This window comes from Pseudomonas sp. FP1154 (genome assembly GCF_030687245.1).
Taxonomy (GTDB): domain Bacteria; phylum Pseudomonadota; class Gammaproteobacteria; order Pseudomonadales; family Pseudomonadaceae; genus Aquipseudomonas; species Aquipseudomonas rhizophila.
In genome coordinates this window covers 2,523,085-2,546,594 of the sequence record NZ_CP117465.1, presented here as the reverse complement: position 1 = coordinate 2,546,594, position 23,510 = coordinate 2,523,085, and the positions used below count along the sequence as shown (strand labels likewise).

General features: G+C 62.5%; 22 protein-coding genes. 6 read left to right on the top strand and 16 right to left on the bottom strand.

Translation table 11 applies throughout. The features are described 5' to 3' along the window. The first annotated feature begins 1 nt into the window (after position 1). Entirely contained in the window at positions 2-1,882 is a 1,881-nt protein-coding gene (locus PSH91_RS11595) for a sigma-54-dependent Fis family transcriptional regulator (RefSeq protein WP_305468251.1), read from the top strand. A gap of 8 nt (positions 1,883-1,890) precedes the next feature. On the opposite strand, the gene PSH91_RS11590 is transcribed toward PSH91_RS11595, so the two are convergent. The 3 genes from PSH91_RS11590 to PSH91_RS11580 form a co-directional block, all read right to left on the bottom strand. Next, positions 1,891-2,220, bottom strand: coding sequence for a hypothetical protein (locus PSH91_RS11590; RefSeq protein WP_047229012.1), 330 nt, complete (start codon positions 2,218-2,220; stop codon positions 1,891-1,893). A 227-nt stretch (positions 2,221-2,447) separates the two neighbouring features. Then, positions 2,448-3,659, bottom strand: coding sequence for a cytochrome c biogenesis protein DipZ (locus PSH91_RS11585; protein WP_047228960.1), 1,212 nt, complete (start codon positions 3,657-3,659; stop codon positions 2,448-2,450). Between the two features lie 178 nt (positions 3,660-3,837). Further along, the gene (locus PSH91_RS11580; RefSeq protein ID WP_047228959.1) at positions 3,838-4,101 is read right to left on the bottom strand and encodes a DUF2790 domain-containing protein; all 264 of its coding nucleotides are present in this window, start codon (positions 4,099-4,101) and stop codon (positions 3,838-3,840) included. A gap of 232 nt (positions 4,102-4,333) precedes the next feature. Here PSH91_RS11580 and PSH91_RS11575 point away from each other — a divergent pair, with 232 nt between their 5' ends. From PSH91_RS11575 to PSH91_RS11560, 4 genes are all read left to right on the top strand, one after another. Continuing rightward, on the top strand, positions 4,334-5,074 hold the full coding sequence (locus PSH91_RS11575) for a response regulator (protein WP_003202589.1): 741 nt from the start codon (positions 4,334-4,336) through the stop codon (positions 5,072-5,074). Next, the gene (locus PSH91_RS11570; RefSeq protein WP_305468248.1) at positions 5,071-6,381 is read left to right on the top strand and encodes an ATP-binding protein; all 1,311 of its coding nucleotides are present in this window, start codon (positions 5,071-5,073) and stop codon (positions 6,379-6,381) included. The genes PSH91_RS11575 and PSH91_RS11570 overlap by 4 nt, the downstream gene beginning before the upstream one ends. A gap of 285 nt (positions 6,382-6,666) precedes the next feature. Then, complete coding sequence (locus PSH91_RS11565; RefSeq protein WP_047228957.1) at positions 6,667-7,332, top strand: ferric reductase-like transmembrane domain-containing protein; 666 nt, start codon at positions 6,667-6,669, stop codon at positions 7,330-7,332. Positions 7,333-7,350: 18 nt separating this feature from the next. Then, positions 7,351-7,845, top strand: coding sequence for a DoxX family protein (locus PSH91_RS11560; protein WP_047228956.1), 495 nt, complete (start codon positions 7,351-7,353; stop codon positions 7,843-7,845). Positions 7,846-7,968: 123 nt separating this feature from the next. Here PSH91_RS11560 and PSH91_RS11555 read toward each other — a convergent pair whose 3' ends face one another. From PSH91_RS11555 to PSH91_RS11545, 3 genes are all read right to left on the bottom strand, one after another. Further along, positions 7,969-8,730 (bottom strand): DUF2063 domain-containing protein, encoded by a 762-nt coding sequence (locus tag PSH91_RS11555; protein ID WP_305468246.1) that lies wholly within the window; start codon positions 8,728-8,730, stop codon positions 7,969-7,971. Then, entirely contained in the window at positions 8,723-9,610 is an 888-nt protein-coding gene (locus PSH91_RS11550; protein ID WP_305468245.1) for a DUF692 domain-containing protein, read from the bottom strand. Before PSH91_RS11550 ends, PSH91_RS11555 begins: the two co-directional genes overlap by 8 nt. Positions 9,611-9,772: 162 nt before the next feature. Next, positions 9,773-10,159, bottom strand: a complete 387-nt coding sequence (locus tag PSH91_RS11545) for an EF-hand domain-containing protein (protein ID WP_047228954.1) — start codon at positions 10,157-10,159, stop codon at positions 9,773-9,775. Between the two features lie 403 nt (positions 10,160-10,562). Here PSH91_RS11545 and PSH91_RS11540 point away from each other — a divergent pair, with 403 nt between their 5' ends. Then, positions 10,563-13,136: an EAL domain-containing protein gene (locus tag PSH91_RS11540; RefSeq protein WP_281459310.1), complete on the top strand. Its 2,574-nt coding sequence runs from the start codon at positions 10,563-10,565 to the stop codon at positions 13,134-13,136. Here the strand turns inward: PSH91_RS11540 and PSH91_RS11535 are convergent. The 10 genes from PSH91_RS11535 to PSH91_RS11490 form a co-directional block, all read right to left on the bottom strand. Continuing rightward, the gene (locus PSH91_RS11535) at positions 13,131-14,129 is read right to left on the bottom strand and encodes a LysR family transcriptional regulator (protein WP_305468242.1); all 999 of its coding nucleotides are present in this window, start codon (positions 14,127-14,129) and stop codon (positions 13,131-13,133) included. The genes PSH91_RS11540 and PSH91_RS11535 overlap by 6 nt on opposite strands. Positions 14,130-14,345: 216 nt before the next feature. After that, positions 14,346-15,290 (bottom strand): peptidylprolyl isomerase, encoded by a 945-nt coding sequence (locus tag PSH91_RS11530; protein ID WP_107321680.1) that lies wholly within the window; start codon positions 15,288-15,290, stop codon positions 14,346-14,348. Continuing rightward, positions 15,287-15,766 (bottom strand): YbjN domain-containing protein, encoded by a 480-nt coding sequence (locus tag PSH91_RS11525; RefSeq protein WP_076385216.1) that lies wholly within the window; start codon positions 15,764-15,766, stop codon positions 15,287-15,289. Before PSH91_RS11525 ends, PSH91_RS11530 begins: the two co-directional genes overlap by 4 nt. Before the next feature lie 21 nt (positions 15,767-15,787). Further along, complete coding sequence (locus PSH91_RS11520; protein WP_047228949.1) at positions 15,788-16,435, bottom strand: hypothetical protein; 648 nt, start codon at positions 16,433-16,435, stop codon at positions 15,788-15,790. A 15-nt stretch (positions 16,436-16,450) separates the two neighbouring features. Next, positions 16,451-18,142 (bottom strand): putative porin, encoded by a 1,692-nt coding sequence (locus PSH91_RS11515; RefSeq protein WP_305468240.1) that lies wholly within the window; start codon positions 18,140-18,142, stop codon positions 16,451-16,453. Between the two features lie 39 nt (positions 18,143-18,181). Next, positions 18,182-18,886, bottom strand: a complete 705-nt coding sequence (locus PSH91_RS11510; protein ID WP_305468239.1) for an energy transducer TonB — start codon at positions 18,884-18,886, stop codon at positions 18,182-18,184. Between the two features lie 2 nt (positions 18,887-18,888). Next, positions 18,889-19,314, bottom strand: a complete 426-nt coding sequence (locus PSH91_RS11505) for a biopolymer transporter ExbD (RefSeq protein ID WP_047228946.1) — start codon at positions 19,312-19,314, stop codon at positions 18,889-18,891. 11 nt (positions 19,315-19,325) lie between these two features. Continuing rightward, entirely contained in the window at positions 19,326-21,161 is a 1,836-nt protein-coding gene (locus PSH91_RS11500) for a DUF2341 domain-containing protein (protein WP_047228945.1), read from the bottom strand. 17 nt (positions 21,162-21,178) lie between these two features. Next, a complete protein-coding gene (locus tag PSH91_RS11495; RefSeq protein ID WP_370695192.1) occupies positions 21,179-22,735 on the bottom strand; it encodes a ShlB/FhaC/HecB family hemolysin secretion/activation protein in 1,557 nt (518 codons plus the stop codon). 74 nt (positions 22,736-22,809) lie between these two features. Then, positions 22,810-23,412, bottom strand: a complete 603-nt coding sequence (locus PSH91_RS11490; protein ID WP_047228943.1) for a transposase — start codon at positions 23,410-23,412, stop codon at positions 22,810-22,812. Positions 23,413-23,510 lie beyond the last annotated feature (98 nt).

Below are 23,510 nucleotides of genomic sequence, written 5' to 3'. Positions count from 1 at the left end.
TATGCTTTCCGCTCACTCCCGGGCGCATGTGGATTGCGTCAGCCGCGTACTGAAAAACGCGGCGCAACTGCCACAGCTGCCCGTCCCGGACCTGATCCTCGACTCCTGGCGTCGCTCCATGGAGCAACATCATCTGGACCCCGGTTCGCTGCAGGGCCCGCGCATCCTGTCCCAGGACGTGCTCAAGCAATGCCGCGAGCGCTCGGAACTGTTCCTTAATATCGCCAGCGAAGAAGTCGCCCGGCTGCATGGTCGGGTGCGGGATGCCGACTACTGCGTGCTGCTCACCGATGCCCAGGGCCAGACCATCGATTACCGGGTGGAAACCACCATTCGCAATGACTGCCGCAAGGCCGGGCTGTACTTGGGCACCTGCTGGTCGGAGGGGGAAGAAGGCACCTGCGGCGTGGCGGCGGTGCTCACGGCCAAAGCCCCGGTGACGGTGCACAAGCGCGATCATTTCCGGGCGGCGTTCATCGGCCTGACCTGCTCCGCCGCGCCGGTTTTCGACCCGCAAGGGCAGTTGCTCGGGGTTCTGGATGTCTCGGCGGTGCGTTCACCGGATGATCGACGCTCACAGCACCTGATCCGGCAGATGGTGGTCCAGAGCGCTCGGGAAATCGAACAGGCGTTTTTCATGAGCAGCGCCCAGGGCTACTGGGTGCTGCGGGCCCATCGCAACGCCGGCTACGTCGACAGCCAGCCAGACTTGCTGTTCGCCTGGGACGACGACGGTTGCCTGCAAGCCCTGAACCCCGCAGCCCGCCAGTACCTGCTGCAACACTACGGCCAACTGCCGCAGCACATCAGCCAGGTGTTCGACCACCAACTGCTGCACCGTGCCCGCGACGAGCGTCTTTATCCGCTGTCCAGTCCCGGCATCGAGTCGCCTTTGCATGGTCGCTTGAGCGCGCCGCGACAGCGGGCCAATCCGCGCCCCCGGGTTGCCATGGCCCCGGTTGAGCTGGATCCTCGATTGGCCGACAGCCTGCGTCTGGCGGTACGGGTCAAGGATCGCAACTTGCCGGTGCTGATCCAAGGCGAAACCGGCTCTGGCAAGGAGGTATTTGCCCGCCAACTGCATCAGGCCAGCCAGCGTCGTGACCGGCCGTTCGTGGCATTGAACTGCGCGGCGATTCCCGAAAGCCTGATCGAAAGCGAGTTGTTCGGCTACGTTGCCGGGGCCTTCACCGGGGCCTCGGCCAAAGGTATGCAGGGCCTGCTGCAACAAGCCGATGGCGGCACACTGTTTCTGGATGAAATCGGTGACATGCCGCTGGCTTTGCAAACGCGCCTGCTAAGAGTATTGGCCGAAGGTGAAGTGGCGCCACTGGGGGCGTCACGGCGCAGGGCCGTGGACATTCAGGTGATCTGCGCCACCCACCGGGACCTGGAGACATTGGTCGCCGCTGGCGGGTTTCGCGAGGATCTGTACTTTCGCCTGGGCGGCGCCCGCTTCCAACTGCCGCCGCTGCGTGAGCGCAGTGATCGGCTGGCGTTGATCAACCGCATCCTTGAGGAGGAATCGGCGCAGTGCGGGGGGATGGCGCAATTGAGCGGCGCAGCCCTGGAATGCCTGCTCGGTTATCACTGGCCGGGCAATATCCGCCAGTTGCGCCATGTGCTGCGCTACGCCTGCGCGGTGAGCGAGGCGAGTGTGATCCAGCTCAGTCACCTGCCCGAGTCATTGCACTGCACACAAGCGCCTATGGACGCACCACAACCCAGCGCCAGCCCGGAGCGTCAGATGCTGCTCGATGCGCTGGTGCGGCATCGCTGGAAGCCCACCGCCGCTGCACGGGCGCTGGGCATTTCCCGAGCGACCCTGTATCGAAGGGTTCACCTGCATGGCATCGAAATGCCCGGCAGAAGCCCGGCGTGAACCAACGCTTATCTTCGCGCCAGCGCATGCCGCACGCACTGTTCGTAGTAGGTCTGCTTGATGGCCGCGGGCTTGAGACGTGAAGCGCTGTTATAGGTCTGTTCGGTGATGCCCAGAGCGGTCATGCGCATCCACGGCCGGGGAAACTTGCGCACCTGCAACCTTTTACGCGCGCCGTACAAGGTGATCCCGGAAAGCTTCGACGCCTGGGCGCCGGCGGCAATGTCCGAACCCCAACGGCACACCGACTGCTGGTTTTTCGTCAGGGCCTTTGCCTGAGCCTCAAGCGAAACGGCGACCAAGAGACACGTCACCACGACCCACATAGAAATCCGCATAGGTTTGTCGCCCAACTTTCTGAAATAAAAGAAGTTTGACAACCTTGGAAAGAGCAAGGGGCCAGCACGGCTACGCAATTCCTAGTAGGGAGGGATTCATCTGTGGGAGCAAGGCTTGCCCGCGATGAACGATAACGCGGTTCAATTGTTCGACCGCGGTGCAGCTATCGCGGGCAAGCCTTGCTCCCACAGATCCCTTCGCCACAAGCAAGCTCCCTTGCCACGGGTTACTGGCTGGCCTTGGCTTCCTCCAACAATTGCTCAATCACCCGTTCCTGCTCGGCATACCGCCCTTCGCCAAAGTGGCTGTAGCGCACCTGACCCTTGGCATCGATGAAGTAGTGGGCTGGCCAGTACTGATTGTTGAAAGCGCGCCAGATTGCATATTGGTTATCGATGGCCACCGGGTAGTTGATCCCCAGCTTGCGAACCTGCTCGCGCACGTTGTCGATGATTTTCTCGTAGCCGTACTCAGGTGTGTGCACGCCGATCACCACCAGCCCCTCCTTCTCGTACTTGCGCGCCCAATCGTTCACATAGGGCAGCGTGCGCTGGCAGTTGATGCAGTCATAAGTCCAGAAATCCACCAGCACCACCTTGCCCCGCAGTGACTCGCTGCTCAAGGGTGGCGAGTTCAACCATTGCACGGCGCCCTCCAGGGATGGCATCTCGCCCTGAGGCTGAAGCGATTCCAGGGGGGCCGCGCTCGCCTTTTCGACCAGGTAATCGATGGCCTTGGGCACATTCTTCAGTACCCCCTGCTCCAGGGTCGCAGCCCCTTGGGAGGAGGTACTGGCCAACAGGCGATCATCGGCACCCGTGCCAATCGCCACGGCTGCCAGCAATACCACGACACCGGTACCCCGGCGCAGCCAGGTGGTGATCGGCAATGACAGCTTGAGGCGGTCGGCCAATCCGCGCCCGGCCAGGATCAGCACACCCAGCGACAAGGCACTGCCCAGCCCGTAAGCGAGCAGCAGCAGACTGGTTTCAGCGCTCGCGCCTTGCAGCATGGCCCCGGTCAGAATCACCCCGAGTATCGGCCCCGCGCACGGCGCCCAGAGCAGCCCGGTGGCGACCCCGATCAGCACCGAGCCCACAGGCCCGGCCATCCGTCCGGCGCCGTTATCGATACGGTTGCCCAGGCTCACCAGCGGCCGCGCCAGCCATATACCAACCCGGCTGAACATCAGCGACAAGGCGAACAGCACCATCACCCACAGAGCGATTTGCCGGCCAACGCTGCTGGCTCGCACCACCCACTCGCTGCTGACCACCGCCAGACTCGAAACCAGGGCAAACGTCAGCACCATGCCGGCCAGCGTCAGCAGTACCGAGCCCCGCGAGCGATTGGCCCGGGCAAACAGAAACGGCACCACCGGAAGGATGCAGGGACTGAGGATCGTCAGGATCCCGCCCAGAAAAGCGATCAAAAGCATGGCAACACCTCAACGGTAGGTAGATAGACTGAACACACCAAATCGGGCGGCGCCTCTGTGGGAGCAAAGCTTGCTCGCGATAAACGATGACGCGGTATTGCCAGGAATCGAGGCGCCTGCATCGCGAGCAAGCTTTGCTCCCACAGATTTACTGCCACAGGTTGGCTGCCACGGCGAGTCAGTTCTGGTTGCTGCAGTTGTCAGCCAGCTTGCGATAGTCCAGCGCCTGCTTGTGGCCCGCTGAGTCGAGGTAGGTCATGCGGGCATTCACCACGCCGCAGGCCGGGGTCGGATCTTCGCTGAGGGACAGGACCTTCTGGATATCCAGGTGGGTGCCATAGGCGTAGGTCTGAGCCTGGACGTGACTCTCGGCCCGAGCCGACAAGGTGCAGATGTTCAGCGCGGCGAAAAGGCAGGCGGCGTAGACGGCTTTGGTGTTCATGGCGGTATCCTCGATGCATTCAATGGGTGTGTTTTTCGGCCGGGGCGTGTTGTGCCGCCTCGATGGATGCCATTGAATGCCCGTGAGGTATCGCGTCTGTATCGGGCAACGCGGCTTTTTGAATCCCTGTGTATCCGCCGCGCGCCAGATACACTGCAATACAAACCGCCGCGAGCCGGGCTGGCCGGCGCCTGTAGACTGATCACAACGAAACGCCAAGGGGCAGAACACCATGGATCACGTCGATCATGTGTTGATCGTGGATGACGATCGCGAAATCAGAGAACTGGTGGGCAACTACCTGAAAAAGAACGGCCTGCGTACCACCGTGGTTGCCGATGGCCGGCAGATGCGTGCCTTTCTGGAAACGACCCCGGTGGACCTGATCGTGCTGGACATCATGATGCCGGGCGATGATGGCCTGGTGCTGTGCCGGGAACTGCGCGCAGGCAAACACAAGGCCACACCGGTGCTGATGCTCACCGCCCGCAACGATGAAACCGACCGCATCATCGGCCTGGAAATGGGCGCCGACGATTACCTGGTCAAACCCTTCGCCGCCCGGGAGTTACTGGCGCGGATCAACGCGGTGCTACGGCGTACCCGCATGCTGCCGCCCAACCTGGTGGTCACCGAAAGCGGTCGCCTGCTGGCGTTCGGCCGCTGGCGCCTGGACACCACTGCACGGCACCTGCTGGACACTGACGGCACCATGGTCGCCTTGAGCGGCGCCGAATATCGCCTGTTGCGGGTGTTCCTCGACCACCCGCAGCGGGTGCTCAATCGCGATCAGTTGCTGAACCTGACCCAGGGCCGGGACGCCGATCTGTTCGATCGTTCCATCGATCTGCTGGTCAGCCGCCTGCGTCAACGGTTGCTGGATGATGCCCGGGAGCCGGCCTACATCAAGACCGTGCGCAGCGAAGGCTATGTGTTCTCGTTGCCGGTGGAGATCCTTGAGGCGTCGGTATGACCCTGCCGCTGCGCTGGCCGCGCACCCTCGCCTCGCGCCTGTCGCTGATCTTCCTGATCGGCCTGATCCTGGCCCAGGGCCTGTCGTTCGGCGCCCAGTACTACGAGCGCTACCAGAGTGCCAAGACCACCATGCTCGGCAACCTGGAAACCGACGTCTCGACCTCGGTCGCCATTCTCGACCGCCTGCCGGCTGCCGAGCGCCAGGCCTGGCTGCCGAAACTCGCCCGACGCAACTATGGCTACCTGCTCGATGAAGGTCAGCCAGGCCAGCGAATGCTTCCTGACAACGCCCCGGTGTCGGTGACTTCAATCCAGGAGGCGATCGGTCAGGCCTACGCCCTGACGTTCACCGACATTCCCGGACCCAAGCAGCACTACCAGGCGCACCTGCGCCTGGCCGACGGCAGCCCGCTGACCATCGACGTGCGCCCGGCGATGATGCCCCTCTCCCCCTGGCTCCCGGTGGTGTTGCTGGGGCAACTGGCGCTGTTGATCGGCTGCACCTGGCTGGCCGTGCGCATCGCCGTCAGTCCGCTGACCCGACTGGCCCAGGCGGTGGAAACCCTGGACCCGAATGCCCACAGCGTCCGCCTCGACGAAAAAGGCCCGACCGAAGTGGTGCATGCCGCCAAGGCGTTCAATGCCATGCAGGACCGTATCGCCGCCTACCTCAAGGAGCGCATGCAGTTGCTGGCGGCGATTTCCCATGACTTGCAAACCCCCATCACGCGCATGAAGCTGCGCGCCGAGTTCATGGACGACGGCATCGAAAAGGACAAGCTGTGTAGCGACCTGAGCGAAATGGAGCACTTGGTGCGCGAAGGTGTGGCCTATGCCCGCAGCATCCATGGCGCCACCGAAGCCAGCTGTCGCATCAACCTGGATGCGTTTCTCGACAGCCTGGTGTTCGACTATCAGGACATCGGCCAGGACGTGCAGCTATCCGGGAAAAACGCCGCGGTCATCGACACCCGGCCCCATGCCCTGCGCCGGGTGCTGGTCAACCTGGTGGACAACGCCTTGAAGTTCGGCGGCGCGGCGCAGATCCAGGTGCAGCGCACTGACAGCGGACAACTGGCGATTCAAGTGCTGGACCGTGGCCCCGGCATCAATGAGCAGGAGCTGGCCGAGGTGCTCAAACCGTTCTACCGGGTGGAAAGCTCGCGCAACCGGGAAACCGGTGGCACCGGGTTAGGGCTGGCCATCGCCCAGCAACTGGCGATCGCCATGGGCGGTTCGCTGACCTTGAGCAATCGTGACGGCGGCGGGTTGTGTGCAGAGTTGCGGCTCAGCCGGGAAATTTAACCCCGATCCACCTGTGGGAGCGAGCCTGCTCGCGATGGCGTCGGTATAGCCGACATCTGTGCAAGCTGCACCACTGCTATCGCGAGCAGGCTCGCTCCCACAAAGGTTCAGCCCCAGGCTTTAATGTACTCGGGCTTTGTATGCCAATGTGTCCGCCACAGGCACGGTTACACAGGCTTGCAAACGCCCGAATTCCAGACACACCCCACTTACACCCGTTTGAAAAACTCCCTCGTGTTCCCGGTCGCTATTCAAGATCGGGCCCCACACCCAAGGAGCCTTCTCATGCCTGCTTCCACGTTTCGTTTCCAGGGCTGGTCGCTGTTCAGCCTGCTTGCCGCCCTGGTGCTGTTGATGACCGCACTGACCCTGGCGCTCAACCCGGACCTGACCGAGGGCGTGCGCAGCGCCATTCGCGCCACAGCCCGCTCATCCTTCGCCTTGTTTCTGCTGGCCTTTACCGCCTCGGCGTTCGCCGTGCTGGTGCCGTCGCCCCTGAGCCGGTCCCTGGTCCGCGAGCGACGTTTCATCGGTTTGGCCTTCGCATTTTCCCATCTGGTGCACGCCGTGCTGATCTACAGCTATGGGCAGCTCAACCCCGAGTTCTGGCCGGGTCGCACCACCGTTGGCAATATCCCCGGCTCCGTCGGATACGTGTTCATCCTGCTGCTGGCCCTGACCTCCTTCAAAAGCACCGCGCGCCTGATTGGCGGCAAAACCTGGAAACGCCTGCACGTCAGCGGCATGTGGGTGCTGGTGGCGATCTTTGCCTACTCCAACTTCAAGCGCATTCCCATGAGTGCCTGGTACGTGCTGCCCTTCGGCCTGACCTGCGCCGCCATCGCGATTCGTCTGGTGGGCAAGCTCGCCCAGGCCAACGCGCGCCGAAGGAGTTCATCCCCGTCGGGCCGCGCAGCCGCCCCTCTGGTTGCCACTGACCACTCGAATTGAGCCCCTGGGAGATCGATCATGTCTGCAGATGTTTTGAAAGGCCTGCGCACAACACTCGATCAGACCGGAACGTGGCTCGGGCCATTGGGCCTGCGCCTGTTCCTGGCCTGGGAGTTTTTCGAATCCGGTTGGGAGAAATGGCAGGGCGACAACTGGTTTGCCCAAATCCAGGCCGCGTTCCCCTTCCCCTTCAACCACTTGCCGGCCAGTTGGAACTGGGAACTGTCGATGTGGGCCGAACTGCTCTGCGCCCTCGCCCTGCTGATGGGCCTGGGCACTCGCCTTTCGGCGCTGGTGTTGATGGTCGTCACGGTCGTCGCCACCGCCGCCGTGCACTGGCCGGCGGATTGGTCAACCTTGAGTGAACTGGCCCAGGGGTACGCCATCACCAACAAAGGCCACGGCAACTTCAAACTGCCGTTGATCTATCTGGTGGCGTTGTTGCCGCTGCTGTTGCAGGGGGCCGGGAAGTTGAGTGTCGATGCGCTGCTCACTCGGGGATACCGCCGATAACATTGCCTGATACATATCCCTGTGGGAGCGAGCTTGCTCGCGATGGCGGTGGACCAGTCACATCGAAGTTGGCTGGAATACCGCTATCGCGAGCAGGCTCGCTCCCACAAGGAGGTTCTGCGCTTAACCGCCGGATTGCGCCTGCACGCCGACCACCCCTTCCCTGTGCATCTGGCGCAACAACATCACCGCGTTATCCATGAATTCGTTTGAATCCACCCCCGCCTCCCGCGCCAGCGCCAACAACTGATCGCGCCCAGCCAACCCGGGAAACTGCTCGATACGCTGCAACAGCCGCCAGGCCAACGGACTGAGCTCGGAAAAGCGCACCGCAAACCCAGGCGTTCGCCGCACCAGCAGCAGCGTCGGTTGCGGCGGTGGCGTCGTGGGCTGGTGGCCCGGCGCCAAGTGATGCACCGGCCAAAGGTACGCCAGCGGCCAGGCCAAAGGTGATACACGCAAAGGCCGATCGAGCAATGCTGCCTCGTCACTGGCCGGCAGCGACTCGGCTTGCGCTTGCAGCAGCGCCATTTCGACCCACTCGTAGTGAGCCAGCTCGGCCATGAACGCCGGCTCGTCAGGCGACTGCCGGGCCGCGAGATACCCCACGAACTCCCCGGAAATGTCTGCGAACCGGGGGGCGAGGCAACGATGCTCACGCAAGAAACGGCGTACGCAGGCCCGCCACGCCTCCTGACCCAGCACACTCACCAGTACCGGGAATGTGCCGCTGAGCAACGCGCGCATGTTCTCGAAAATCAGCTCGCGATACACCTGCGCCCGAGCCACGTCCATGCCCGGCGGAATCGGACAGTGATCAGGATCGCGCAGGTAGCGGGTCAACGCCTGTTGCTGTTGCTGCAGTGTCTGCATGATTTCAGCCATGGGCCACCGCCTGCCCCGGCTCGGCCTGATGCTGCAATCGGCGAATAGTCTGCAGTTCGGCGGCCAGCGCGGCGTAGGGCGGGAAATTGAAGTCCCGCTCGAGCAAGGTCGGCTGGACGCCGAAACGCGCGTAGGCCTGAGCCAGCAAAGCCCAGACCAGCGGTTTGACCGGCGCGCCATGGCTGTCGATTTTCAAGGTGTCGGACTCGTCGTAGTGCCCGGCCACGTGCATGCCCACTACCCGCTCAGGCTCAAGACCGGCCAGGAATGCCTGGGGATCGAAGCCGTGATTGACCGAGTTGACATAAACATTGTTGACGTCCAGCAGCAGGTCGCAATCGGCTTCGTGCAATACCGCGCGGGTGAATTCCAGCTCCGTCATGTCTTGCTGCGGGGCGGCGTAATAGGAAACGTTCTCCACGGCCAGGCGCCGCCCCAGTACGTCCTGGGCCTGCCGAATCCGTGCCGCTACGTGATGCACCGCTTCCTCGGTAAAGGGCAACGGCAGCAAGTCATACAAGTGCCCTTCATCGCCGCAGTAACTCAGATGCTCGCTGTACATCGGTACATTGAAGCGCTCCAGGAAGTCGCGCACCTGCGCCAGAAACGCCAGGTCCAGCGGCGCCGGTCCGCCCAAAGACAGCGACAGGCCATGACACGACAACGGATAGCGTTCGGCCAGCCCATGCAAAGCGGCGCCGTGAGCGCCGCCAATGCCGATCCAGTTCTCCGGGGCCACTTCGAGAAAGTCGAAATCCCCAGCGGGGGCCTCGCGCAGTTCATCGAGCAAGGCGCGGCGCAGACCCAGGCCTACTGAGGGTTTGGTAATTGAGGGGGTGACCTTTACGGCGGGGCCTTTCAGGCCTGAATGTTGAGGCATGGCACATCTCCTTGGGGTAAGAGATGGGAAGCCATGAAGGGCGATTGCCAATCAGTCTGTAAAAACCAAACCCTGTGGCCAGGGAGCGGCTCCCTGGCCACAGTTGTTCGCTCGACAGGGCATCACTGGCGCCTGCCCCGTCAGGCTTCCCACCGGTGAAAGTCAGGACTCGATAGCCGCCCCGCACTTGCCCTCGCCGCATTTGCCTTCGGCGCTCTTGGCCTGGCCCGCCAGGTATTTCTCGGCCTCAGGCAACGAGATGCCGCCATCATGGTTGGCGTCGATCTTGTCGTATTCAGCCGCGCGCTCCGGCGCCGCCGCAATGAACTCCTCGCGTGAAACCTTGCCGTCGTGGTTGGTATCGGTCTTGGCGAATTTATCTTCGCCGCACTTGCCCTCAGCGGGTTTCTTCACCGTATCGGCCGCCGCCAGGGTGTAGCCCTGGGCCAGATCGTTCATGGTCAGGGCCGAGGCTGCGGTGGAAAGGCCAAGGCCGCCGACCAGGGCCAGACCGAGTGCAAGAGACGAACTGCTGGAGAAGTTGAGCATGGGGGTGTTCCTCGAAAGATCAAATACGCCAGTCACCAGCACCGGGGATCGGTGTCGGCTGGCAGGCGTAGTTAACCGTCGATGTGTATCCGGGCTGTGTCGCCAGCCGAGGTGAAAACAAGCAAATGTATCCAGGCCGCCCTGCTACACACTGGGATACACGCCCATGCGCGCGTGGCCGGTCGATCCGAACGAGCGCGGCATCGTTGTGCAGATCGCCAAACAGCTGCCGGGGAATCGCCAGGACAAGGAATGAGCCAGGCCTCTGCGACGACCGTTTTGCCTGAAGGCCAATAGCCAAGCGCCTCTGCGCCGTGTCAACTGTCGGAACGGTTAAGTTAATTGAGCCGACAGCCGATACAGGGACGTGCGGGATATTTCGCGTTTAGCTGATGGCTTGTTTATGACTGAAGATGCTGGCAACGACTCCACTGTTTCGCCCCCAGGCCTGCCCAGCCAGAGCTTCACCCGTCGCACCTTCCCGGCCATCATGCTTTTGCTGTTCGTCATGTCAGCACTGGCTATCGCACTGTTGCTCAGCATTACCGGGGCCCAGGATAGGCGCGCCCGTGAACAGAGCCTGTTTTTCGCCCAGCGCGCCATCGACGGTATCCGCGCCGGCATCGGGCGGGACCTGAGTGACTATTCCAAGTGGAGCGACGCCTACCGGCATCTGCATGTCGAAATGGACAAAGACTGGGCCTATGACCAGGAAAACGTCGGCAGCAGCGTTTTCGGGCTCTACGGCTACCAGGCGGTGTTTGTCATTTCCCCGACCGGCAAAACCGTCTATTCGGTGATCAATGGCGATATGAGTGAGGTCGACGCCGACACGTGGCTGGCAGGTGACCTGCAAGGGCTGGCGAAGAAAGCCAGCGACCCGCAGAACCGCGATGAAGTCATCGTCGAGCTGCTGCATCACGACGGCGCACCTGCGTTCGTCGCCGCCTCGGCCCTCACTGTCGGCACCGACGACAGCGTGCCCGAAATCCCGGGGCCGCCCAGTTTGCTGCTGTTCGTGAAAGTCCTTGATGCCGCCTCTTTGCAAAACCTGGCGCGAGACTTTGCCCTGCCGGATGCCCACATCACCCATGCGCCGGAGCAGATGGACACGGCCCGGATATCCCTTGACGGCCAGACCGGCGAGGCTTTGGCGTGGCGTCCGGAGACCCCCGGCAACGACCTGCGCAAGGCCCTGCTGCCCTTGCTGGTCCTGGCGCTGCTGGTGTTGGCCATCCTCGCGCTGGCAGTGCTGCGCCATGCCCTGGTCATGCTTCGCGCCCAGGAACGTCAATACGCCAGCCTGTTGGCCCACCGCAAGGCACTGGAACGTAGCGAAGAACGTTTTCGGGATATTGCCGAAGTGTCCTCCGACTGGTTATGGGAAGTGGATTCGACCGGGACGCTGACCTACCTGTCGGAACGTTTTGAACAAGTGACCGGCTTCAACCCCACACAATGGCTGGGCAAGCCCCTGCATCGGTTGCTCCATCCCCACGGTGGCTCGATTTCGATTGCCCAATGGCTGCTCGGCGGGGCCAACAGCGATTCGTCGGCCCCGTTGTTATGCGAGTACACCGCGCGCAATCAGCGTATCCGCACGTGCAAACTTTCGGTCCGCGCCATCGAAGCCGGCACCTTGGGCTTTCGGGGCACCGCCACCGACATTACCGAGGAGCTGCGGGCGCTGGCCCAGATCAAGCACCTCTCGCTGCACGACCCGCTGACCGGGCTGGCCAATCGAAACCGCTTGTTCGATTGCCTCAGCGAACACCTGGACCCGGCCGACGGGGCACCGCTGGCGGTGCTGAACCTGGACATGGACCGGTTCAAGCCGGTCAACGATTCCCTGGGGCATGCCGTAGGCGACAAAGTGTTGCGGGAAGTGGCCCATATCCTTCAGCAGAACGTGCGCAGTTCCGACCTGGTGGCCCGTCTGGGCGGTGATGAGTTTGTCATCGTCATGCCCGATCCCGGCAGTCCCCGGGACCTGGAACAACTCTGTGAGCGCCTGATCGATTGCATGCAGCGCCCTATGCACCTGGACGGCAACACCTTGTACCTGGGCGTGAGCATCGGTGTGGCCTGGTCGCAACCCGGTGACGAGCGCGCCACTGAATTGTTGCGTCACGCGGACATCGCTTTGTATGCGGCCAAGGCGGCGGGCCGCAACACCTGGCGGGTCTATGAGGAGGCCATGGGCAACATGGCTCGCGACCGTCGGCGCTATGAGCAGCAACTGCGCGACGCCATGCAACGCGAACAACTGGAGCTGCGTTACTTGCCTCGCTTCGATGTGTGCGCCGAACAACTGCACGGCTTCGAGGCCCAGACTTTCTGGCACCATCCCGAGAAAGGTGAACTGGGTGGAGCGGACTTCATCCCGATCGCCGAAGCGTCTGGCCAACTGGAAGAGCTGGGAACCTGGATGTTGATCAACGTCTGCGAAGAAGCAGTGACCTGGCCCACCGCTGTCAACGTTTCCGTCGCGGTTTCGCCCAAGTGGTTCAGCAGCAGCTTCTTGCTCAATCAGGTGCGAACGGCCCTTGAGACAAGTGGCCTGGTCCCCCAGCGCCTGACCCTGGAAGTGGCCGAAGGGGTTCTGCTGATCGACCACAAAGCGGTCGCCAGTACCCTTCATGCGCTCAAGGACCTGGGCGTGCGCATCAATATCGACAAGTTCGGCACCAGCATCGCCTCCCTTCGCGAGGTACTGAACCAACCGTTCGATGGCATACGCTTTGATCGCAACATCCTGTCACAGCTGGGCCTGGAACACGATCGCGAAGGCGTGCTGGCGATGATCCGACTCAGCCGCAGCGTGGGTCTCATGGTCACCGCCGAAGGCATCGAAAACGCCCGGCAATTCAGCCAATTGCGCAGCGTGGCCTGCGACCACGTACAAGGCCCCTACTTCGGCTCGGCCCTGGCCCGCTCGGAAATGGCCTCGTTCTTTACAACACCCCGGTGGTTATAGGGCATCGTTCTGGATGACTTGAAACCACTCTTTGCGCTCATCCAGCGTGTGCCGAATCAATTCGACAAGCATCTGCACTTGCGGCATGTCCAGGGCGTGACTGCCCACGGCCATCCATAACTGACGCTGCATCGGGTGCTCGAATACCTTCGGCAACGCGATCAGGCCACGGTCCAAGCCACTCATGTACTGAGGCAACAGACCGATGCAGGCGCTGCAACGAATCATTTCCAGCATCAACGCGTAGGATTGCACCTGCACCACGCCCGCGCGGCGTTGCTCCATCAGAGCGTTCCACGGCGCGAAGCTGTCCACCTGACCGTCTGGCTGCCATTGCACAAGCATGTAGTCGCTCAGGTCGTCCAGGCACTCGGGGCGGGTAGCCGGGCGTGAGTAGCGCTTGGCGATGTGTGGCACATAGTCCAGCCGTGCCAGTCGTTCGGGTGATTGTGTGGGGAAACTCGGCCCCGGTCCCAAGGCGTGCGAATCACTCAACCACAGCACCAGGTCGGCACTGATGGCTTGCAGCGCCAGCTCACTGTCCAGGGTGATAATCTGCAACCGCACACTGGCGTTGCGCCGCAGCAAAGAGATCAGGTCACGGCCCAGGATGTCGTGCAGAATCGACTCGGCCACGGCCAGGCGGACCCGTGGTTGATCATTGTGCGGCACTGAGCTTTCGTGGACCTGTGCAATCAATCGCGCCTGTAGCTGCCGGCCCTCGCGACTGAGGGTCAAGGCGCTGCCCTGGAAACTGAACAACGAGCGTTGCAGCGTCGCCTCCAGCTGCGCCAACTGCTTGCGCAGCCAGGTCGCTTTGACGTTCAGGCTGCGAGCCGCCTGCATGAAACAGCCGCAACGAGCACTGACCAAAAAACACTGCGCCACCTGAGGCGAAATGCCGGATGCCTGGACCAGCCAGGGCTCAGCGATGCGCGACGGTGAGCGATACTCGGTGACAGCCTGGCGTCCTGCGGGCTCGATGAATGACATAGGTGACTCCCTGTCGGTTGTACGGGATAAGCGTTGATGCACATTCCAGCCAAGCACACCTCCCGTGGCGAGGGAGCTTGCTCCCGCTGGGCTGCGCAGCAGCCCCAATGAGGTTGCCGCGGTCCTCCAGCGGGAATCTGGATATAGCTTTTTGGGGCCGCTTCGCAGCCCAGCGGGAGCAAGCTCCCTCGCCACAAAAGCTTGGTGCGGGCTTGGCTAGCGCGCCTCCTCCAGCACCTTGCTCAACTGCGCGCCATCAATACTCAGGGTCGCGGTGTCAAGCATGCCGTCCAGGTAAGCCTTGGCAATCTGTTCCTGGCGCTGGGCACGCAAGGCCTGGGTCAGGCGCTCGCGTACTTCCTCCAGGGTTGCTTCCCGGGGCGGCTGTTGTTCAGTGAGTTTGATCACATGGAAGCCCGCCGCGCTCTGCACCGGGTCCGATACGGCGCCGAGCTTCAAACGCGCCACCGCCTCACGCACTGGCGGCACCAATTGCTGCAACGGTTGCAGGCCACTGTCGCCACCGCGCTCGGCACTGGTGCGATCCTGGGAAAACCGGGTCGCCAGGGCGGCGAACTCTGCGGGCGACGCCTGGGCTTTCTGGCTCAACTCGACGGCTCTGCGGCGCGTCGCCTCCATTGTTTGCGGCTCGGTCGCGGCCAGGAATATCTGGCTGACCCGGTACAGCGCCGGCACTGCCCAGTTGGCTTTCCCTGCCTCGTAAGCCTGCTGCAATTCCTCCTCACTGGGATACTCGGCCGGCACCTGACTAACCGACTGCAAGTAATCACGAAACACGATCTGCTCAGCCGCCGCCCGGGTCTGGCGTTCCACCTCCGGGCGCTGACGCCAGCCCTGGGCATCGGCCTGTTCCAGCACGGCTTTTTCCGCCAGCCGCGTACGGATCCAACCCTCCAGGACCGCTCGGTTGCCGAGCATCTGCTGACGAACTTCCGGCGCCAGAGCTGACAACAACACTTTGAGTTCTTGCGGGCTGACTTGCTGGTTGCCCAAGCGGGCCAGACTCGGCGAATCGGCCGAGGCAACTGTGACGGTCTGCACCGCCGCTACCGGATCGCTGCCCGGCCTCAGGCCAAGCACAACAGCCACGGCGACCAGGCCCAACGCGGCGGCGCTGATAACAAAAGTCGGTTTTTTCACGATGCGGTGGCCTCCTCCAACGGCGGCTCGGCGGGTTCAACCTGGGGCTGCATCCGTGCCGCGTTCTGGCTGTACTCGCGCAGATAAACGATGAATTCCTGCAACAGGCGATCCCACAATTCCAGGTTGCTGCGCAAGTGATCTGCGCTGACACCTGCGGCGACCACGACATCCATTTCCATCACCAGGAACTCGCCCTGCACCGACAACCTTGCAAAACGCCGCGAAGCGTTCCATAGCTCGGCCAGACCGGCCGGCAACTCACCCTGTACCCGCAAGGCGCAACTGAAGGTGAAGTCCAGATACTGATCAGGCGCGGCCGACAGGTTGCCGAAGCGCACCGCATAACCGATGCCCTGGCTGGCGCTAAGCAGTTGCACGATGCCGTTCTGTTCCGTTTCGTTGACCCGGTAGCCGGCGGCTTGCAACAGCTCGGTCAGGGACGTTGGGCTGACGTGTTCAATCAATGAAGTCATGGTCGACTCTTCCTTGCGCTATCAATGGGTGATCGAGGCCTGGGGCGCATCGAAACGGTTCTTGTAGAGGTCATCGCCAAAGCCCTGGGCCAGCTCTTCGAAACGCACCCGGGTCTTGGCGGCGAAGGGCTGGCGGATTTTCATGACGTCGGTGACGTCAATGGTTTCGTAGGCGTGGAGCAGCGTCTTGGCGACTTCGTACATCTGCTGATTCTTGACCGAACATTGCTGCACTTGTGTGTCACGCTCACTCAGTTGAGCTTCCAGACGAGCACGTTCGGCTTCCTTGCCACGGGCCAGGACCAGCAATTCGTCATAGGCTTTCTTGAACTTGCCGATCTGATCGTTGCTGGCCGCCACCTGGGCCTGGGCCTGGCTGCGCAGGCTCTGCTCGTGCCCGGCCAATTGCTCGTTCAGGGCCTGGGCCTTGCTCAACTGCGCGGTCAATTGCTTGATCTGCTCCTGGGCTTGCCGGGCCTGGTCTTGCGCCGCCTGCCGGGCGGCGCTGGCCTGGGCCTGTTCACTCTGCAAGGTTTGCAACTGCGCGGTGGTGCTGCGCAATTGCGCCCGCAGGCGTTCTTCCATTCCTTCGCCGTGGGCCGTGCCGCTTAACAGCAGGCCCAGCACCAGCAACGCTACCGGACAATGGTTCATGGCTCGCCTTTTCATGAGGCCTCCCTGCGCTTAGAAGCGCGTGTTGATTTCAAGCTGCAAGACATCGATGTCATACGGCGCGCCGTACACCGCTTCGGAACTCAGCCAGCGACCGGTGGCGAAGACGTTGCTCGCCAGACCGTAGTTGCCGCCCAGGAAGTAACCTTTGGCATTGGTGCCACCCAGGTGAAACGACGAATCGTTGAAACCGTCCGGCAAGGCATCCGGCTGGATGTACTTGTAGCCGGCGAACAGGTTCCAGTCGCCCTGGCGCTTGAGTTCCAGTGAGTTGCCCAAGGTGAACTGGAGCATCCAGGCGTTGGCGCCGCTTTCCACCTCACCGTTTTCGTCCAGGTTATTGGCGAACTGCCCTTCGGAGCGCTTGCGCATCTCGCCTTCGTCGTAGCCCAGGTTATGCACGTAGTTGGCCTGGCTGCGCAGTTTCAGGTCTTGCGGCAGATCGGTGTCCCACTGCAGATTCAGGTCCAGCAGGTTGAACTCCGAGGCCAGGCCGACATACTGCGGCTGTGGCGTGGTGGACGGGTTGAGAGGATTGGGCGTGATGTCCCGTAGCAGGAACACCGTGTTGCCCTTCTGCATGAACGCCACGCGCGAGCCATCGCTGTCGCAACCCGGGTCACCGGCCCACGGCTCGCACGGCGAGGAGCGCTGGCCTTCGATATCGTCGAAGCGGTAATAGGCCAGCGCGCCCTTGACGCGGTTGCTGTCGTTGATCGCCCAATTGGCCCCCAGCTGCGCCCCGTACAACCACTTGTTGTCGCTCTCCTCTTTGTCGGAACCGTTGCTGGTGCTGGTGTCGTTGGTGTACTCCACCGGGAACGCACCGACGGTGCCGAACAGGCCCCAGTCCTGATTGAGCTTGCGGTTGAAAATCGCCGCCACGCCGTCGAAGTTCAGGTCACCGGAATACAACAGGTCGGTGGAGTAAAACGGATTGGCGATTCGCCCGCCGGTCAGGGTCAAGTCGTCCGAGGGTTTCCAGGTCAGGTAACCCTGGTCGAGCCAGATGTCCTTCTTGCCGAAGCCGCCGCCCAGGGTCTGGGTGGTGGACACCGGGTTGTTGTCCGAGCCGGTGCCGATGCGAATGCCGGCGGTCCATTGCGCAGCGATCACCGCCTTCATGCCCAGGCGTGCGCGCAGGCGGAACAGGTTTTCCCGGTCTTCGCGAGTGTTGAGCAACGGCGGCAGACTGGAGCTGCTGTTGGGGTTGACGTCGTACGGTCCTCGGTCATTGAGCCGGGCGAAGTCGACGATTTCGTTGCTGTTGGTACCCGAGTAGTAGCGTGACTCATCGCGCAGACGAATGTCGCCATCAAAACTGATCCGCGAGACCCAATCCGGAAAGGTGTTGGGCTGGGCCCAGTTTTCCTGCTTGGCGGTGGCCATGACTTCAGCCTTGACCTGATCGCGAATCTGCTCGCGCACGATGTTTGGCACGTATTGCACCCGCACATCCCCCGGTGCGCCGGCCGGTGTTGCGACGACCGCCGTGGCCGCCTGGCGGGCCTGCACGGCTTCCCGTTCGGCCTGGGCGATCAAGCCATCGGCCTGGTCCTGCTTCAACACGCCCTGCTGTACCAGCAGGCGGATCAGATTGATCGTGGCGTTTTCCGACGGCGCCGGGGCGGCCGCCGCGTGCCCGGCCAGGCTCAATACAACCAGGCCGATTGCCCAAGACAATCGATTCACATTGGAAATCATCTGCACACAACTCCTGTTGGCAAACTTTCAAATATTCGGTTAACCCGGACGCCGTCCCTGCAAGGACAGGCGCACGGGCAAAGTCAGGGAGGCCGGTGGCCGTTCACTCAGAGGGGGAGCGGTGCGCAAGGCGGTGATGACTTGTTCATCCACTTGCCCGTTGCCGCTGGACTTGACCAGCTCGACCCGGGTGATCTCGCCCACGGCGCTCAGCCAGACGTCGGCCTGCAGTGAGAAGGCCAGGCTGCGCAGCTCGGGGTTTTCCCGAAGCAGGCGCTGGAAGGTGAACGCCAGGAACTGGCTGTAGGTGCCGTTACCCAGCCGTCCACCTCCAGCCCCGGCCATGCCACCGCCCTTGCCCGCACCGATGTTGAACGCGTCGTTGCCGGCCTGGGCATCACCGTCCATTTGCATGGGGTTCTCCAGGTCATCCACCGGTGACGGCGGCGCTTCTTCTTCGGGCTTGATCTCCTCGGGTTCCGGGGTCGGTTCTGGCTCGAGCACTTTCTCCTCGACCTGGGGCTCCGGCTCCTTGGGTTTTTCCGGCGGCGGCGGGGGCGGCGGTGGCAGCGGAATAATGGTTGGCACCTTTGGCGCTTCACGGCGCACGCCACTCATGTCGTTGGCCCATTGCCACAGCAGCCAGGCCACCACGCCACCCAGCACCAGGGCGGCGGCCCACTTGAACAGGCGCAGCGGCGCGTTCTTCACCGGGGGCGGGTTGATGGGAAGTTTGGCGGTCATGGTCAGCCCTGGCTCGGTTTGCCGGTCACGAGACCGACCTGTGACAGTTCCAGGCGCCGCAACAGATCCAGCACTTCGATGACTTTCTGGTACTGCACCGTGGCGTCGCCGCGCACGATCACCGGAAAATCCGGGCTCTGGGCTTTTTCGATACGCAGACGCTCCTCCAGCTCGCCCAGGGTCACCGGGTAGGCATCAAGGAACACCTGCCCGCCGTCGTTCACCGAAATGGCCTTGGTCTTGGCTTCGGACAACGACACCGAGGCGCTGGCCTTGGGCAGGTTGATCTGAATACCCGACACCTGCGCCGTAGCGGTGAGGATGAACATCACCAACACCACCATGAGCACGTCCACCAACGGCGTGATGTTGATGCTGTCCACTGCGGCGTCATCGTCGTCATCGTGTGAAGCGTTTACGCTAGCCATGACTGCGCTCCTCAGGCCGGTACGGGCGATTGAACGTGATGGTCACGGCGATGCGCCGCTTCACCGGACTGACCTTCGCCGTGCATCTCCGCCAGGCGCGTGATGAACTCGTCGACGAACACCCGCATGTCGGCGCTGACTTCCTTGTTGCGGGTGATCAGCCGGTTGTAGCCAAACAGCGCAGGGATCGCGACGAACAAGCCCATGGCAGTGGCGAGCAAGGCTGCGGCCATGCCCGGGGCAATGGCGTTGATGTTCACGTCACCGGCCATGGCCGTGCCGAGGAACACCACCATGATCCCCAGCACCGTGCCGAGCAGGCCGATGTACGGCCCGCCGGCGATGGCGTTGGACAAGGTCGAGAGTTTCGAGCTCAGTTGCTGGTTTTCCCGGGTGCGCACACCGTCCATGGAGCAGCGGATCGCTTCGATGGTGGCGGCCGACACCGACGAGGTATCGGCGCCCTGCTCGCGACGGGTGCGGATCTCCTTGACCGCCACCAGGTACAACCGCCACAGGGACGAATGTTGCAGGCGCTGGGCGAGGTCCTGATCGTCGGCGAACATTTCCAGGCGCGTGCCGATCGTGGCGAACTGCTCACGGAAGGCTTCGTTGGCGGCACTGAGGCGGCTGACCATGCGGTTCTTGCGGATCATGATGACCCACGACTGGAACATCATCAGCACCAGCACCGCGATGATCACCCAGGCGTCCAGCGGCACAGCGTTGAGCAGGAAACCCAGGCTGCCGAAACCGAAACCGGACTGCTCTTCATCGACACCATAGGCCACCAGTTTCGATTCAGCGCCCTGGGCATTGGCATCAGCCAACAGCAGCGGCGCCGCACGGGCGACCTTGGACAGCCGCACCTCGTCCATGGCCCCGCTGAACGGCACAAAAGCCCCGGTGGGAAGATCAGTTGAAGGGTCGGAGGCAAGCCCCGTAGAAAGATCGGCCCCCAGGGCCATCGGCGAATTGAACGCCGGCATCGCCACCGCCAGGCTCGCGGTTTCACGACCGTTGACGTACAGCACGACCCGGTCGCCCGAGGCGGTCAACGCCAGGTGTTGCCATTGGCCGGGGTTCAACGGTTGAGTCGAGACGGCACGCTGACCGTCAATGTCCAGGAATGGCACACCCTGGTTCACCCCCACCAACAGGCTGGCGGCGGCCTCACGGCGGGCCAGGATCACCTGCTCACCGCTGGCCTGATCCTGGCGCAGCCAGGCGCTGAATGTGAACGCCGCGCCGGCGCTGTGCTGCAATGAAGGGCTGGCCGGCAACAGCAGCGGCTGACCGTTGAATTGCAAGGCACGACCGATCACGCCATCGATGCTGGTTCCAGCGGCACCCTGGGCATTGTTGCCATACGCCGTGGCATCCCGGGGCGGTACACCGGTGGTGCCATCGAAGTGGTAAAGAGCGGTGTAATCCGGGTCGAAGGTCAATTGGCCGCTGCCGGTGGCCGGTGCCTTCTGGTTGCCGTAGTACATCCACAGATCCTGACGCTGGCCACCCTCCACGTTCGGTACATCGACCCAGATCAAGGCCATCCCCATCAACGGGTCGAAGCTTTCGATCTGGTGATTGAGCACGGTCTTGTCATCGGCACTGACAAAACGCAGGTCCGAGCCATCATCCTTGACACCGTCGAAGGTGAAGTTGCCGGTGTGCAGGCGTACCAGCAATGCGGTGCGGCCCAGGGCCTGGCTGATCGCCGCGCCTTGGGGCGTGGTGTCCACGGAAATCTGTTTGCGGTAGTGCCAGTCGTCCTGCCACCAAGCATTGGCCGTGGCTGGAAGCACCAGCCCCAGGCAGATAAACAGGGATAACAATAAGCGTTGCATGGACATGACTCCTAGGTTCAAAACGTCGCTTGCAGGTTGAAATGCAGGCGCGATTCCTGTTTCGAGGTGTTCGGCCCTTCGAGCAGCGGGTAGCCCCAATCGAGGCTGCCGGACAGCCATTTGCCCAGGCTCGCGCGAGTGCCGAGGCCGACACTGGCCAGGCTGTAATCCGCGTCCTGATCGGGCAGTTCGTCGCGCAAGTACAACTGCGCGCCTTCGGCGAAGGCGTAGAACCGCCACTCCTGGACATAACTGCCGAGGAACTTGGCAATGGAAGGTGTACGCAACTCCTGGGACAGCAGGTAGCCGTCATCCCCGGTACGCTCGGCGGCCAGATAACCGCGAACCGATGTCGCGCCACCGGCAGAGAATTGTTCGTTGGAAACCAGCGGCCCGGACGCCAGCTGGAACGCGGCTTTGGACGCGGTCTGCCAGTCGTTGGCGAAGGTGAAGGTGTAATTGCCGTCACCCTTGAGCACGGCAAAACTGGGGCTGGCGCGGTAGCGCTTGTAGTCGAAGTCTTCGTCGGAACTGCCATAGCCCAACAGGCTGCGGGTGCCCGCCACCAGGCTCAGGCCAAGGCCCAACTGGCTGTTTTCGGTGTAGCGAAAGCCGTTGTAGGCGAAGGTGAACGGCGCGTACTTGAGCGGTACTTTGTCGCTGGCGCCGCCCAGATTCAGCTCTTCCTCAAAGTCTTTGAAATCCACGCCAATGGAAAACGTATTGGCCCAGGCGGCGCTGGACGCCAAGGTGTAGATCGCCGAGACACCGTACGAATGGCCCCTGCCCAAGACGTTGCTGCCGCCGATGGTCGCCACGTTGCTGTCGGACTGGTAACCGGAGAACTGCACACTCCAGTGCTCGTCCAGCGGTGCGGTATAGGAGCCCGACCAGACCTTGGCGTTTTCGGTGTCCTGGGGCGCGGTGAAGAAGGTCAGCGAGAGGCTGTGACCCAATTGCCAAAGGTTGTTGTAGCCCAGGCTGGCGACTGTGCGCAGCTTCTCGGTGTCGGCGCTGTAATCGTTATTGAGCCCCAGGCTGGCTTGCCACGGGTTCTGATCCTCGACCTGCAAGTCCACATCCATGGTGCCGGGCCGCTGGCCCTCGCGCACCAACGGCATGACCTGGCGCCCCGGGGTCTTGTTCAACTGCGCCAACTCGGTCTGGACCTGGGCGAAATCGGGCACCTCGCCTTCCTTGAGCGCGGGCACGTCCTCGCGGATCTCCACGGGCGAATAATGCTTGGCACCCACCACGCGGACTCGGCCGACTTTGGTCTCGCTGACCTGCAGGTAGACGATGCCGTCTTCGACTTTCTGCTCCGGCAACTCGACGAACACCGATTGATAACCGCGCGCCTGATAGGCCTTCTGCAGCGCCTCCCGGGCACCTTCGATATCGCTCAAGGCCTTTTGCGGGCCGAGGAACGGGTACACCGCCTCCTCGATGGCCCGGGCATCGAGCACGGTGTTGCCACGCACGAAATACTCGTTCACGTCCACCAGGCGAGCCGGGGCCGATTCGACTTCCTGCTGCGCTTGCGCGGCGAACGCCGACGGCCCCCCGACCGTCAACACCAACCAGCCCCACAGCGCTGGCCGCGATTTGAAGAAATGCTCCACACCACCCCCTGAATTCAAAGTACCGCTCAATTGCTTGCAGTCGATGTCGTGGCGTGCCGCGCCAGCCAGGTGTGCAGCAGCGCGAAATTCAAGGAGAACTCCGGCATTTGCAGCAAGGCACCGCAGAACACTTCACCGATTATTTTCTGGATGAGCCTCACCGCCCGCGCATCGCCCAACAGCGTGGCGAGGTCTTTGCTCAAAACGTCGAAGCGCCAGACCTTCTGGTTCAGGTCCAGGCCGACGAACCAACGGAACAGCAGGTTGTAATTGAGTTGTTCGTAGAGTTGCTGCTCGCTGGGCACCGAATAGAGCAGTTGCAGTAAAAGGATGTGCATGACGGTCTGCGGTGCGATCAGCATCTCGGCGCTTGCGGTGAGGCCTTGCAGCACGTCGCGGTGGTCGTCCAGCAGGTCGTCGATTTGCGGACGCAGCAACACCAGTGAATGGCCTTGCGGGATGTAGCTGGACACTTCCTTGAGTGCGCCCTGCCAGTCATCCTGGGAAACGATCCAGACCCACGGTGCGCCGTAGCGATACACCGAGACCGGCTGCTTGCGCGCCGCCTCGACGATCTTCGACAACCGCTGGTCAAGCTCCTGCATGCCCACTTTCGAATAACGTTCCATAGTTCCCATCGCCTCACTCCCGGCTGCCTGCCCCGGTTCCAAACGACCTTGCAGGTCCCCTCGAACACGTCACACAGGCTTGACGGGAATGGCGATGT